The organism is Mesorhizobium sp. M0491, from assembly GCF_040321265.1.
Lineage (GTDB): Bacteria > Pseudomonadota > Alphaproteobacteria > Rhizobiales > Rhizobiaceae > Mesorhizobium.
Genome location: NZ_JAMYRE010000002.1, coordinates 157,760 through 171,187 on the forward strand (window position 1 = coordinate 157,760; position 13,428 = coordinate 171,187).

At 62.3% G+C, this 13,428-nt stretch carries 15 protein-coding genes; 10 read left to right on the plus strand and 5 right to left on the minus strand.

The window, feature by feature from the left end:
• Positions 1 to 6: 6 nt before the first annotated feature.
• On the minus strand, positions 7 to 765 hold the full coding sequence (locus NKI69_RS02745; protein ID WP_023812143.1) for a rhomboid family intramembrane serine protease: 759 nt from the start codon (positions 763 to 765) through the stop codon (positions 7 to 9).
• A 229-nt stretch (positions 766 to 994) separates the two neighbouring features.
• On the opposite strand from NKI69_RS02745, the gene NKI69_RS02750 reads away from it, so the two are divergent.
• The 8 genes from NKI69_RS02750 (at position 995) to NKI69_RS02785 (ending at position 9,523) form a co-directional block, all read left to right on the plus strand.
• The gene (locus tag NKI69_RS02750) at positions 995 to 2,035 is read left to right on the plus strand and encodes a substrate-binding domain-containing protein (RefSeq protein ID WP_023812144.1); all 1,041 of its coding nucleotides are present in this window, start codon (positions 995 to 997) and stop codon (positions 2,033 to 2,035) included.
• Positions 2,036 to 2,169: 134 nt separating this feature from the next.
• Positions 2,170 to 3,426, plus strand: coding sequence for an LVIVD repeat-containing protein (locus NKI69_RS02755; protein ID WP_023812145.1), 1,257 nt, complete (start codon positions 2,170 to 2,172; stop codon positions 3,424 to 3,426).
• A gap of 72 nt (positions 3,427 to 3,498) precedes the next feature.
• The gene (locus NKI69_RS02760) at positions 3,499 to 5,028 is read left to right on the plus strand and encodes a sugar ABC transporter ATP-binding protein (protein WP_023812146.1); all 1,530 of its coding nucleotides are present in this window, start codon (positions 3,499 to 3,501) and stop codon (positions 5,026 to 5,028) included.
• Positions 5,025 to 6,041 (plus strand): ABC transporter permease, encoded by a 1,017-nt coding sequence (locus NKI69_RS02765; protein ID WP_023812147.1) that lies wholly within the window; start codon positions 5,025 to 5,027, stop codon positions 6,039 to 6,041. Before NKI69_RS02760 ends, NKI69_RS02765 begins: the two co-directional genes overlap by 4 nt.
• A gap of 446 nt (positions 6,042 to 6,487) precedes the next feature.
• Positions 6,488 to 7,120, plus strand: coding sequence for a PAS domain-containing protein (locus tag NKI69_RS02770; protein ID WP_023812148.1), 633 nt, complete (start codon positions 6,488 to 6,490; stop codon positions 7,118 to 7,120).
• A 176-nt stretch (positions 7,121 to 7,296) separates the two neighbouring features.
• On the plus strand, positions 7,297 to 7,914 hold the full coding sequence (locus tag NKI69_RS02775) for a PilZ domain-containing protein (protein WP_023812149.1): 618 nt from the start codon (positions 7,297 to 7,299) through the stop codon (positions 7,912 to 7,914).
• A 270-nt stretch (positions 7,915 to 8,184) separates the two neighbouring features.
• Positions 8,185 to 8,793, plus strand: coding sequence for a transglutaminase-like cysteine peptidase (locus tag NKI69_RS02780; protein WP_352439927.1), 609 nt, complete (start codon positions 8,185 to 8,187; stop codon positions 8,791 to 8,793).
• A 277-nt stretch (positions 8,794 to 9,070) separates the two neighbouring features.
• The gene (locus NKI69_RS02785) at positions 9,071 to 9,523 is read left to right on the plus strand and encodes a hypothetical protein (RefSeq protein ID WP_352719978.1); all 453 of its coding nucleotides are present in this window, start codon (positions 9,071 to 9,073) and stop codon (positions 9,521 to 9,523) included.
• A gap of 149 nt (positions 9,524 to 9,672) precedes the next feature.
• Here NKI69_RS02785 and NKI69_RS02790 read toward each other — a convergent pair whose 3' ends face one another.
• Together NKI69_RS02790 and NKI69_RS02795 are read right to left on the minus strand one after the other, a co-directional pair.
• Positions 9,673 to 10,200 (minus strand): gamma carbonic anhydrase family protein, encoded by a 528-nt coding sequence (locus NKI69_RS02790; protein WP_352719980.1) that lies wholly within the window; start codon positions 10,198 to 10,200, stop codon positions 9,673 to 9,675.
• Between the two features lie 19 nt (positions 10,201 to 10,219).
• Positions 10,220 to 10,561 carry a DUF6949 family protein gene (locus NKI69_RS02795; protein WP_352719983.1) on the minus strand — a complete coding sequence of 114 codons (342 nt, stop codon included), beginning with the start codon at positions 10,559 to 10,561 and terminating at the stop codon, positions 10,220 to 10,222.
• Between the two features lie 125 nt (positions 10,562 to 10,686).
• Here NKI69_RS02795 and NKI69_RS02800 point away from each other — a divergent pair, with 125 nt between their 5' ends.
• Positions 10,687 to 11,412, plus strand: a complete 726-nt coding sequence (locus NKI69_RS02800) for a hypothetical protein (protein ID WP_352677333.1) — start codon at positions 10,687 to 10,689, stop codon at positions 11,410 to 11,412.
• Positions 11,413 to 11,474: 62 nt separating this feature from the next.
• On the opposite strand, the gene NKI69_RS02805 is transcribed toward NKI69_RS02800, so the two are convergent.
• Together NKI69_RS02805 and cysE are read right to left on the minus strand one after the other, a co-directional pair.
• A complete protein-coding gene (locus tag NKI69_RS02805; protein ID WP_013531334.1) occupies positions 11,475 to 11,678 on the minus strand; it encodes a DUF3126 family protein in 204 nt (67 codons plus the stop codon).
• Positions 11,679 to 11,828: 150 nt separating this feature from the next.
• Complete coding sequence (cysE, locus tag NKI69_RS02810; RefSeq protein WP_013531333.1) at positions 11,829 to 12,677, minus strand: serine O-acetyltransferase; 849 nt, start codon at positions 12,675 to 12,677, stop codon at positions 11,829 to 11,831.
• 147 nt (positions 12,678 to 12,824) lie between these two features.
• On the opposite strand from cysE, the gene NKI69_RS02815 reads away from it, so the two are divergent.
• Positions 12,825 to 13,427, plus strand: coding sequence for an HD domain-containing protein (locus NKI69_RS02815; RefSeq protein ID WP_352719986.1), 603 nt, complete (start codon positions 12,825 to 12,827; stop codon positions 13,425 to 13,427).
• The last annotated feature ends 1 nt before the right edge of the window (position 13,428 follow it).

Here is a 13,428-nt window from a genome sequence, read left to right on the forward strand (position 1 = left end):
TGCATTTCAAGTGCGGTGGTCGGTCGTCTCCCATTCAGGCGCCTGCCATCGCCTGTCGAACCAACGCAAGCCGAAGAAGCCCGCGAAAAAGCCGCCAATATGGGCCTCCCAGGCGATCTGACCATCTACCCCTGGGGCAAACCCGAGCAGGCCGGTGGCGAGATTGATGACCATCCACATGGCGAGGAAGATCACGACACCGCGCAAGCGCAATACGAATGCGATCGGCAGCACAGGGCCGGCGAAGGCGGCCTTGCCGGCCGAACGGTCGGTGCGGAAGCCGAAACGCGCCGCAGCCCCCATCATGCCTGATATCGCACCGGAAGCCCCGACCAGCGGCGCCTCACCATAAGGATGGATCGCCCAGAAAAGCGCGACCGAAGCCAACCCGGTTGCGGCAAAAAACAGCGCGAACCACAGCGTTCCCAGGCGGTTTGCCAATGGTGAACCAAACGCGGCGAGCCACACCATGTTGATGGCGATATGAGCAAAGCCGCCATGCATGAAGGCATAGGTGAAGGGCCGCGAAAACAGGAACCAGTCGAAGCCGTATTGCCCGGTGTAGAGAACGGGGATGAAGGCCCCGTCATACAGCAATGTCATCTGCTGGGATTCGCTCAACACATATTGCTGCAACAGGTAGACGACGACGCAGATGCCGATCACCGCCAACACGACGGGTGGCAGGTTGAACACCGGCTCGCGCCGTCGTCGCGGCGCGTCGTCCATCTGTTCCGTGTCCGAAGGGTTTACCGGTTCGTTCATGCGCATCTGGTCCAGGAATTCCTGCGCGTCCTTTAGAGCAAGGATGTCCGGGTTGGAACAATTCTGTTTTCTCAACAGCGAACGCCCGGCACCGCATCGTCTTCATTTGCTACGAAACCGAAAGGAAGCGAAGTGGAAATGCTCCGGGATTTGAAAAACTCGCAATGAGCGTTCTCGGAAGCGATGGGCCTCCCCCCTAGAATGCGGCCAATTTCAAAGGGGTCTCCACATGATCAAGCATATTCTTTCGCTGGCGGCAGCCGCCGGCATAGCCGGTCTCGCCACCGCGGCTTCGGCGCAGGGCATATCCGGCGCGCCGGCACCCTTCGATAAGGGCGGCGTCAAGATCGCCGTCGTCAGCTTCCTCGGCTCCGGTGACTGGCTCCAGGCATTCGAGGCCGGCGTGAAGCGCCAGGCCGATGCGCTCGGCATCGAGGCCAACATCTCGCAGGCGCGCAACGACATCAACACCGAGCGGCAGTTGATCCAGCAGGCGATCAATCTCGGCGTGCAAGGCATCATCATCAACAACGGCCAGCCAGAAGCCATCAAGGACGTCGCACAGGCAGCGCTTGACGCCGGCATTCCAGTGGTGGCCTACGACACCAACCTCGACAACCCCAAGATCCCGCAGGTCGAGCAGTCCGATGCCGACATGGCGCGCCTCGTGCTCGACCAGGCGGTCAAGGACCAGGGCGAGAAATTCGACGGCGGCGTCCTCTATGTCGCCGGCTTCGCACCGCTCGACCGCCGTTATGCGGTGTGGAAGGATTTCGGCAAGAAGTACCCAGGCATCAAGGAAGTCGCCACCTGGGGCGTGGTCAACGACACCGTTGCCGCTTCGGTCGCCGACCAGACCAAGGCTGTGCTCACCGCCAACCCGACGCTTTCGGTCGTCTTCGCCCCATGGGACGAGTTCGCCCGTGGCGTGAAGCTCGCCATCGACGAGCTTGGCGTGGCAGACAAGGTGAAGATCTACGGTGTCGATATCTCGACCTCGGACATCCAGGCCATCCTCGAACCGAATAGCCCGTGGGTGGCGACGGCGGCAACCAACCCGGCCGTCGTCGGCGAGGCTTCGGTGCGCGCGCTGGCCCAGCTGATCGCCGGACAGAATCCCGGCCATTCGGTGCTGATCCAGCCGACGCTCGTCACCAGAAAGGACCTCGTCGACAACAACATCAAGACGATCGAGGACCTGCAGGCGAAATTCCCGGCCTTCAAGGACAGCGATGCCGCAAAGGCACCGTGGATCCCGGCGACGAATTGAGCTTCAGCGCCTTCACAAAATCAGCGATCCAAACAATCATCCCCCGGCCTGCTGGGGGATGATTGCGCCTGCCTCCGCCACACCACCCGCTGCGACAGGCAAAGTACGCCGGACCGACCTTTTGAAAGACAATTATGGTTTCTGTCCCCACCCCCGACTATTCCAGGAACATGCGCCTGATCGGTCATTCCGACCAAGGCGGGCGGCCGGACGGATTGCAGGTGATGGTGCATCGCGGCTTCGCCTATGTCGCGCATCCCTGGTCACAAGGCTTTTCCATCATCGATGTACGGGATCCCAAGAATCCGGGCGGGACGGTGTTCGTGCCCGCGCTGCCGAATACCTGGACCATCCATCTGCAGACGCATGAGGATCTGCTGTTGGTCGTCCATGCACGCGATCTGTTCGCCGACGCCGCTTTCGCGTTCGACGAGAAGGTCTACTACACCCAGTCGATCGGCGAGACGATCGGCACCGCGTCTGGTTCGGGCGCGGCGCGGACCTGGTCGGCCGGCATGGCCGTCTATGACATCTCGAAGCCGACGCAGCCTCGCCAGATCGGCTTCTTCCCGGTCGACGGCATCGGCATCCACCGCATCTGGTACGTCGGCGGGCGCTACGCCTACGTATCGGCGCTTCTCGACGGCTACAGCGACTACATCCTGCTGACGGTCGACCTTCAGGACCCGGCACGGCCAGTCGAGGCCGGTCGCTGGTGGATTCCAGGAATGCATCTTGCCGGCGGCGAGACACCCGGCTGGCCCGACGGCCGCCGCTATGCGTTGCATCATGCGGTCGTCGAGGGTGATACCGCCTATGCCTGCTGGCGCGACGGCGGGTTGACCGTCCTCGATGTCGCCGACCCTGCCCTGCCGAGGCTGATCAGCCACAGGAACTGGTCGCCGCCCTATGGTGGCGGCACCCATTCGGCGCTGCCGCTGCTCAAACGCGGCTTGCTCGTTGTCGCCGACGAGGCCGTGCTCGACCATGAGGAGGATGGGCGCAAGCTCACCTGGATCTTCGACATACGCGATCCGGCGAACCCGATTTCGATCTCGACCCTGCCGACCCCGGACGAGACCGATTACACCGCCAAGGGCGGACATTTCGGTCCGCACAATCTGCACGAGAACCGGCCGGGCAGCTTTGTGTCAGACACCCTGATCTTTGCAACCTACCAGAATGCCGGCGTGCGCGTTTTCGACATCTCCGATCCCTATCGCCCAAAGGAGACCGGGGCGCTGGTGCCGCCGGCTCCCAGCCGCATGGTCGACAAACGTCCGAATCGGCCGCAAGTGATCCAGTCGACCGACGTATTCGTCGACGCCAACGGCATCGTCTATTCGCCGGATTACAATGCCGGACTGGCGATCATGGAATATGGCGGCTGACAATTACGACCGTGCCCCGTTGGCTTGCTTGCCTTTCCCAGTTCCCGCTCAACCTGTAACCGGCTGAACCAATTGTCCCTCACCGCCGCCCCCATTGCCGTCGCTGTCGCCGGGATCGAAAAATCCTTTGGCCCGACGCGCGCGCTCGCTGGAGCCGATCTTACCGTGGCAGCCGGGGAGGTCGTGGCGCTGATGGGCGCCAATGGCGCCGGCAAATCGACTCTGGTGAAAATCCTTTCAGGCTCGCATGTACCCGACGCCGGAACGATCACCCTGGGCGGCGGGATCGTCGCCCTCGCCTCGCCCAGCGCCGCCAAGGCCGCCGGCATCGCGACCGTCCATCAGGCGACGGATCAGGCGGGGGCTGCCGGACTGACGGTCGCGGAGAATCTTCTGCTCGATGAACTTTGCCAGCCGGGCGAGCGCTTCTTCGTCTCGGCCCGGTCGATCCGCAGGCGTGCGCGCGCCATCGCGGCGCTGATCGATCTCGACCTGCCGCTCGACCGCGACTTCATCGACCTGCGGCCGGCGGAGCGGCAATTGATCGCCATCGCCCGCGCCGTCGCGGCCAAGGCCTCCGTTCTAATCCTCGACGAGCCGACATCCAGCCTCTCGGCCACGGAAGCGGACCGGCTTTTCGCCATCATCCGGCGGCTGCGCGCGGGCGGCATGGCAATCCTCTACATCTCGCACAGGCTGGGCGACCTTGCCGCCATCGCCGACCGCGCCGTGATCATGCGCGGCGGTCGCATCGTCGGCGCCTTTGCCAAACCGATCGATTTCCCGGCCGCCGTTGCGGCCATGATCGGGCGGACGCTGGAAGCCGCCACCCATGACGGCAAGATTTCGGCGGCCCCAATCATCGCCTCCATCAAGGGTGCGCAACTGATTCCCGGTGCGAGGCCTTTCGATCTCGATCTGCGCTCCGGCGAGGTCGTCGCTCTGACCGGCACGCTTGGCTCTGGCAAGAGCCGGCTGTTGCGCGCGCTTTTTGGTCTGGAAACGCTGGCGCAAGGCAGCTTCGTGCTCGATGGAAAACCGTGGCTTTCCAACGGGCCGGCGCGATCGATCGAAAACGGCGTCTTCATGGTCGCCGAGGACCGCTGGGCATCGTCGCTGCTACCGCCCGAGGTTCCCGGCGCCTCGATTGCCGGTACTATCGCCCTGCCGCATCTGCGGCGCTGGTTTCCGGACGGCCTGCTGCGGGTCGCGCGCGAGCGCAAGGTTGCCGCCGAGGCGATCGCCCGGCTCGGCATCAAGGCGCGCGGCCCCGATGACACGCTCGACGAGCTTTCCGGCGGCAACCAGCAGAAGGTCGTGCTCGCCCGCTGGCAGGCGGCACCTTGCCGGCTGCTGCTGCTCGACGAGCCCTTCCAGGGTGTCGACGTCGGGGCGCGTGCCGACCTGATCTCCGCAATCCGCAACAGCCAAAGCGGTTCCGCCACGCTGATCGCGACCAGCGACACCGAAGAGGCGCTGGAGGTTGCCGACCGCATCCTCGTCATGCGCGATCACTCCCTTCACGAGGCCGGTGACGGCCATGGCCCGCTGACCGACCAGATCGGCAAGGTCGAGAGCGAAAAGGCCGGAGAGCATCGATGACGAACCCGACGACGGTCCAGCAGGCCGCCCCGCGCACATCGCTTTTCCGCGAAACGCGCCGTTACGCGCTGTTCGTGCTGCTGGCACTGATGGTGATCGGCTTCTGGTACGCGCAGCCCGCCTTCATCCGCTCGGCCAACCTGTTCTCCATCCTGCAGGCGGTTTCGGTCGTGGCGATCCTCGGCGTCGGGGTCTCGATCACGATGTCGGCCGACGGCTTCGATCTCTCGGTGGGCAGCATCGCCGCCTCGTCGGTGATGGCGGCAAGCTATGCCATGGTCGTATGGCAGCTGGATGCGGCCCAGACCATGGGTCTGGTCTTGCTGATGGGCGCCTTCATAGGCCTCCTGAACGGACTGCTGATTGTCCGCATCGGCGTCCCCGATCTTCTCGCCACGCTGGCGACAATGTTCCTGCTCGCCGGCCTGCAGCTGATCCCGACCGGCGGCCGCTCCATCACCGCCGGCATGGTGCTGCCCGACGGCTCGTCCGTTCCCGGTGCTTACGATCCGGCTTTCCTGATCCTCGGCCGGTCACGGCTCTTCGACACCGTACCCCTGTCTGTCGTGGTCATGGCGGTGGTCGCCATCCTCGCCTGGTTCCTGATGGAGCGTACGCGCTGGGGACGCGTCTTCTATGCGATCGGCGGCAACGAAACGGCCGCGCATCTATCCGGCGCGCCGACCAAGGCATATCGACTCTGGGCCTATATCCTGTCCGGCACGCTTGCTTCGTTGGGAGGGCTGATCGTCGCTTCGCGTGTCGGCCGCGGCGACGTCTCGGCCGGCAACTCGCTCCTGCTCGATGCGGTGGCGGCCTCGCTGATCGGCTATGCCGTGCTCGACAAGCGTCGCCCGCATGTGATCGGCACGGTGGCCGGCGCAATTTTCGTCGGCGTCCTCCTGAACGGCCTCACCATGCTGAACGCGCCCTACTACACGCAGGACTTCGTCAAGGGTGTCGTGTTGGTTGGCGCTCTGGCGCTGACCTTCGGCCCGGGGAAGAAGCGATAGTTCACACCAGCCGACCACGGAACGCAGATTTTTCGTCGCATAGCGATCGGACGATGCCGCCTTAGCGACCGCCGGGATGGTTGCCAGCACTTGTCGGCAGGTAGAAATACACGCCCGCCGTTAACCCCGAATCGCCTGGCGCGAATCAAAAAAGAAGCCGTTCAAGGTTTCCCCTGAACGGCTGGTCGAGCCCCCTGCTCCCCTAAAACTCTGACTGAAGTGCTGCCGATCGTCGCGAAACGACCGCTTCTGGAGTGGTTTTTGTGTGCCACGGGGCTCGCTTCGACGCAACGTAAACCACTTGTTAACCTTAACGGCCCCGACCCGTGAACAAGTGTTAACGACGCTGGCACGCTTCCTGCTCCGCAACGCATGTAGGTCATCGGAGGGCGCCCTTCTGTTCACCGATGGGACATCAGACGACAGAATGCGCGGAGCAGCATAGCATGAACCAGAATGGATCGATCACGCTGTTCCAATATTGGAACCGTCTGCGTGACGGACGCCCTGCCCCGAAGCGTTCAGAGGTCGAGCCGGCCGACATCAAGTCGCTGCTGGCCGACACCTTTATCCTGGAACGTGACACGCGCGGACAGGCCGTGTTCCGGCTCGCCGGCACCAGGCTTTGCGCCTGCTACGGCCGAGAACTCAAGGGGTTTTCCTTTCCATCGCTGTGGCGTGAGAAGGATCAACGGCTCGTCTCGCGGCTGATCCACGGCGTCTTCGAGCAGAAGTCGGTCGTGCTCATCAGCTATGAGGGCTTCAGCCGCAACGGGCGCTCCAACAAGTTCGAACTGCTTGCCCTGCCGCTTGACGGCGGCGTCGAAAATCCACGCTGCCTGGGCGTCATCAGCGCCGTGGAGAAGCCCTTCTGGCTGGGTGCCGACCCGATCACCGACGCGTTGATCGATTCGATCCGCGTCATAGATCCGGAGAAGGAGCTCCTCAACAACCGTCCGGCGATCGATGTTCCCTCGCTCGTTCCCGATGAACTTGGAGCACCCGAGACGATCTCGGCGCTCGGCCGGGCGCGCCGCATCCGCCATCTCGTCGTCTTCGATGGCGGGCGCGAGGAATAGTCCGTTTGCGGCCTGATGCACGTCGCCCAAAACCGCGCCGCTGTTTTGGCACCACGGCCTGCAAAAAGGAAACCTTGGAGCGCCCGCTTTTTCCCTTTGTTAACCCGCTTTGTTGTACTTCTCTGATGAAGTTCCTCGCATCGGCGCGCGGGATGCCAAACGGGGTGTAGGCAGTCATGAGGTCAGCGGCGGTCGACTATGCGCCGTCCCAAGCTGAAAGGCGTAACTTTCAGCGCGTCCGGGTCAAAATCTACGGACGCTTCATGCTGGAAGACCGCACCGAACACCCCTGCCAGGTCGTCGACATGTCACCGGGCAACGTCGCGTTTCGCACCGACCGCATCGGCATGCCCGGCGAAAAAATCATTGCCTACATCGATCATATCGGCCGCATCGAAGGTGTCGTCACGCGCACCTTGCAGGACGGTTTCGCGATGACCGTCATCGCGTCGGATCGCAAGAAGGACAAGCTGGCCGCGCAATTGACCTGGCTCGCCAACAAGCATGAACTCGACCTGCCGGAAGATCGCCGCCACGAGCGCGTCGCGCCGCGCAATCCGACCAGCGTGCTGCAGCTCACCGACGGTCGCCAGTACCAGTGCCGTATCATCGACCTTTCGCTCTCCGGCGCCGCGGTCGAGATCGACGTCAAACCGGCGATCGGCATCCAGGTCATGCTTGGCACCATGCGCGGGCAGGTCGTGCGTCATTTCGAGGACGGCGTCGCCATCGAATTCGCTGTGATCCAGCGCCCCGAAACGCTCGATTCCGAATTCAACACGCCACGCACCTGAGCAGGCCCGACAGCGACACTCCAGGAAACCGGCCCTTGTGGCCGGTTTTTTGTTTTCGACGCCATGACCGGCATGCTTAGCCCACTCTTGGCGGGCTTGGGAGCCCTCCGCGCGCCGAGATTCGCGCCTCAAGATCCAAACGAATTAATACTCAAATGATTCAAATTTTATTTTTATTCTACTGGAGTTTTACTCAATATCTACTTCGCGCTTTTGCGTCAAATAAATCCACATGTGGCAATGTCTCCTTCGAACGGGGAGACTACAACAATGAAGAAAACGAGGGGCAAGCTGTTGCTGGTGGCAATGGCGATGCAGCTTTCCGCTTGGGGATCAGCATATGCCGCGGGACCGGCCTATATGCACACCGGCGGACGCACCACCCAGCCTGTTGGTCATTATGAGTTCTGCCAGCGCAGTCCTGGCGAATGCAGCGAACGGACCCCGAAGGGTGCGCCGATCGAACTGACCCGCAAACTGTGGGCGACGATCGTCAACGTCAACAATTCGGTCAACACCCGCATCAAGCCGCGCACCGACATGGAAAACTACGGTGTCGAGGAATATTGGGCCTATCCGGCCAATGGCTATGGCGATTGCGAGGATTACGCGCTGGAAAAGCGCCGCGAGTTGATGGATGCGGGCATGCCGGCCGGCAATTTGCTGATGACGGTGGCGCGCCAGCCGAATGGCGACGGCCACGCGGTGCTGACAGTGCGCACCAGCCTCGGAGAATTCATCCTCGACAATCTCGAGACCAAGGTCCTGTCCTGGACGGACACCGACTACACCTATCTCAAGCGCCAGTCGGACCAGAATTCCGGCGTTTGGGTGACGATCAATGACGGCCGCTCCGACGCGGTCGCCAGCGTCCGCTAGAACAGAGCTCAAGCGCGCCGCGTGAATGCGAGGCGCTTCAGGAGAAACCCGGTCGAGTCCCCACCCTCCCCGTCCCCAACGACCGGGTGAAAGGAGCCGGCCCCGTCCCCGGGCCGGCTCCGCCATTTCTGGGATCAACTCGTTGAAATCCAGATGACAGCGATGATTCAAGAGCTCAGCTTATCTATTTTGACGGCCCAAATGGCTCTGCTTGGCCGGGCCGAACAAGGGACTTTCTCAAATGCTCAGAGCTTCATTGGATGCTAAGCCGACCAGTATGGAAACGACTTCGCCAAAACGATATACGACCAAGCAGATGGGCGATGCGTGCGAAATGATCGTTGCCGCTGAGTTAACGCTTGCCGGCATTCCCGCGTTAAAAGTCCCTGAAAACTGGCCCGGTTACGATGTGATCGCGCAACCATTCGATCGGCCAGCGCAACGTGTTTCGGTGAAGTCGCGCACATTTAAGCGGGGCTCTGCCTACGTCGGCTACAACGATTACGATCAATTCGACTGGCTTGCCATCGTGCTACTTGCATCACAGGACTTTGAAGATCGCGCAGCCTATGTGATCCCGCGCGAATTCGCGGAAGCCAAAGCCCGGCGGGACAAACTGACCAGCAAAACGGCTGCCGAGCGATACTTCCGGGTCGATCAGGTGCCCGAGATTTTTGCATATTATCGCAACAACTTCGCGCTTGAAGGCGCGGTGTCACGGTCCGCATAGTCAAGCTCCCCGCTTTCCCAGAGAAAACCGCTATCCTGCTTCGCGACATACTCACAAACAGTCACGCGCTAACGAACTGAAGGCATCCAATAGCTTCTGAGGTTTTCGACCTCCGGGCCGGCTCCGCCATTTCTGGCGGAGGCCGTTCGTCAGACCTTCCTCAACCCAACCTTGAAGCGCTTGCCGTTGGCGACATAGTGCGCCGCCGAGCCGCGCAACCTGGCCACGGCCGCGTCGTCCAGCACCCTGATCGCCTTGGCAGGTGAACCGACGATCAGCGAATTGTCCGGGAATTCCTTGCCTTCGGTGACCAGCGCGCCGGCGCCGACCAGAGAATTTCTGCCGATTTTCGCGCCGTTCAGCACGATGGCGCCCATGCCGATCAGGCTGTTGTCGCCGATCGTGCAGCCATGCAGCAAGGCGCGGTGGCCGATCGTGCAGCCTTCCCCGATCGTCAGCGGGAAGCCGGGATCGGTGTGCATGACAGTATGTTCCTGCACATTGGTGTCGGCGCCGATGACGACGGGCTCATTGTCGCCGCGGATGACGGCGCCGAACCAGAAGCCGGCATTGCGTCCGACCCTGACGTCGCCGATCAGCGTCGCATCGGGCGCGATCCAGTTCGAGTCCGCATCGGCGAAGCTGGGCTCTGTTCCATCGATCGCATAAAGCGGCATTTCTGGTCTCCGAATCGTCTCAGCCTGGCAGCTCGGACCCTAGGAGACGGACCGTCCCTGAGGCAATGGCAAGCACGACGACGCCCAGCGCCAAGGTCCACGCAATTGCCGTGCAGCCGCAGGACATCAGCGCCAACGTTGAAATGCGGCGCTGACGCCGAGCATCGATGGCATCGTTGACCAGCATGAAGGGTCCGGCACAGGCCGTGGCGAGCAACGAGCGCAAGACATGTGACGGCGACACATAGGGTTCGGTGAAGGCGACCTTGCGGCCCGACACCAGTTCCATGGCCGATCCGGCCAGCCCGCAGGCCGTCAACCCGACGGCAAAAGCAAAGAGTGTGAGTTCCAGCGGTCCCATCTTAACTTTCCATTTACCATGAAATTGCACAGTCGTTCCATGCAGGCTGCAAGAGCCGTGCCGTGCGATGTGTGCCGCCCAGGGACACTGGAGGCGGACGGGCCGCCCGAGATCCGAGGACTGAGATGAAGCAGGCAGCGCTCGCCAACGAACTTACTGTGGTCGATTCCACGCTGATGAAGCGGGTGCTCTACGGGTTCGCGGTGCTCGCCCTGTTGTCGGTGGCGATCAGCCTTGGCGGCAAATGGTTCGGCCACTCGATCGCCATGGCCGGATACACCGACGACGCAACGGTCCACCAGGTGGTGATCGGCAACAATGTCATCGCTGTCCCGGCCAACGCCATCCGTTTCGCCCAGGCCCGGCGCGACGGCATCGCCTCGCGGCTCGACCTCTATCTGCGCTATCCCCAGATGGACGGCTACAGCGAGCCGGCGCGCAACGATTTCAACCACACGGGCACAGTCAAGAACGTCGTCTTTCTGTCCTTCGAACAGCAGATGATGTCGCGTGACATGAGTGGCCGCTTCACGCCGATCTACAGCGCGTTGATCACCCGACCCGGCATTGCCGGGCCTGGCGGCACGATGATTTATGGTTTCAACGAGAAATCAGGCTATCTGAACGAGGTGCTGGTTGTCGGCAATCGCCCCGGCAAGGAGCCGTTCGTGGCCCGTTGCCTGAGCGGGCCGAGTGCCGAGCAATCGCTGGCGCCTTGCGAGCGCGACATTCAGGTCGGCGACGAACTCAGCCTCACCTATCGCTTCCCAAGGGAGTTTTTGGGCGATTGGCAGGCGCTCGACGCGGCAATCGCCACTGAAGCCGGGCGCGTTCTGAAGGCGGGACGCTAAGAACGCTTCGAGGGAACCGGCTGGCCGGCCGCATGAGCCGACCGACCGCAAGATTTGCTGGCTCAGGCCAGATCGATGTCGAGAATTGCCATCGAAAAATTGTAATCGCCGTCGTCCTCGTCCTTGAAGACGATGCCGAGGAATTCGTCGCCGACATAGACCTCGGCCGAATCATCCTTGCGCGGCCGTGCCTTGACCTCAAGCTTGGGGTTTTGGAAGACGCGCTTGAAATAGGCGTCCAGCTTTCTGATTTCGTCCGGCTTCAACAGTCTTCTCCGATCATCGGGCTTGCTCGTTCAACGCGCTTCTGGCACGTCGACAATGGCGATGTAAAGGCAAGCGGCCTGATAAGGCGAGACAACCGCCCGCTCCTGCCCGCGGCCGGAATTCGACAGCAGACGGCGGCGCCGTGAAAATCAGATGTCGAAACTGACGACCTGATCCATCGTCTGCGACGGCAGAAGCTGGTCCATCTGGCGCGACGGCTGATCGCAGCCGGTCTCGCCGACGACGCGGGCCGGCACGCCGGCAACCGTCTTGTTGTGCGGCACAGGCGACAGCACCACCGAGCCTGCCGCGATCTTCGAGCAATGGCCGATTTCGATGTTGCCGAGGATCTTGGCGCCGGCGCCGATCAGCACGCCATAGCGGATCTTGGGGTGACGGTCGCCGCCGGCCTTGCCGGTGCCGCCCAGTGTCACGCCATGCAGGATCGACACGTCGTCCTCGATGACCGCGGTCTCACCGACCACGAGGCCGGTGGCGTGGTCGATGAAGATGCCCTTGCCGATGCGGGCGGCGGGGTTGATGTCGGTCTGGAAGACCGAGGACGAGCGGCTCTGCAGGTAGAGCGCGAAATCCTTGCGCCCCTGGTTCCACAGCCAATGCGCCAGCCGATGGGTCTGGATGGCGTGGAAACCCTTGAAATAGAGCACAGGCATGATGAAGCGGTCGCAAGCCGGATCGCGATCGTAATAGGCCTGGATGTCGACACGCACCGTCGTCGGCCACTCCTTGTCGTCGGCCAGCATGGACTTGAAGGTCTGGCGGATGAGATCGGAGCCGATGTCCTGGTGCGCCAGCCGCTCGGCCAGCCGATGAATGACCGCCTCCTCCAGGCTGTCCTGGTTGAGGATGGTCGAATAAAGGAATGCAGCGAGCAGCGGGTCGCGGTTGACAGCCTCCATGGCCTCGTCGCGGATCGAACGCCAGATCGGATCGACCGGCTTCAATGCGCTGTGTCGGGAAATGCTGATGCTGTTCATCGCCGTCTGGTCCTGCGTCCTGCCTGGCTTGCCTGTAGTGCTTGCCTGTTGCCCGGCCGCACATATAAGCCAGATCATAGCACGATTGAACTCAATTTTCCTTAGTGCTTTGTCAAATGGATTTGGTTCGCGGGAATTCAAGCAGCCATGGAAAACGAACCCTTGATCGACGACGCGCTGAAAAGCGAGCTTTCGGCTCTCTACCGGGCGCCAGGCCGCCACTATCACAACCTTTCCCATATCGAGGCAATGCTGGCGCTCGCTGGCGACTGTCGAGGGTTGCTCGGCGACCCCGAGGCGATCGAAGCGGCGATCTGGTTCCACGATGCCATCTACGACAGCAAGGCCAAGGACAATGAGGCGCAAAGTGCGGCCCTTGCCGAGAAAGAGCTGGCGGGCCGCGCGGATTCTTCACGTCTCGACCGCATCTCGGCAATGATCGTCGCCACCGCCACGCATCAGGTGCCGCCGTTCGACGACGCGGCGGCCATACGGGACGCAAGTCTGTTTCTGGATATGGACCTGTCGATCCTGGGAGCCGCGCCGGACGCCTTCGACGCCTATGAGCGCGCCGTGCGGCGCGAGTATCACTGGGTGGAGGAGCCGATGTGGCGAGCCGGACGCAGTGCGGTGCTGAAGAATTTCCTCGCCCGCCCACACATTTTCCACACCGAGGAATTCCGGCAACGCTTTGAACGGCAGGCCCGGGAAAACATGGCGCGGTCGCTGGCGGCTCTCACCACAGGCTGAG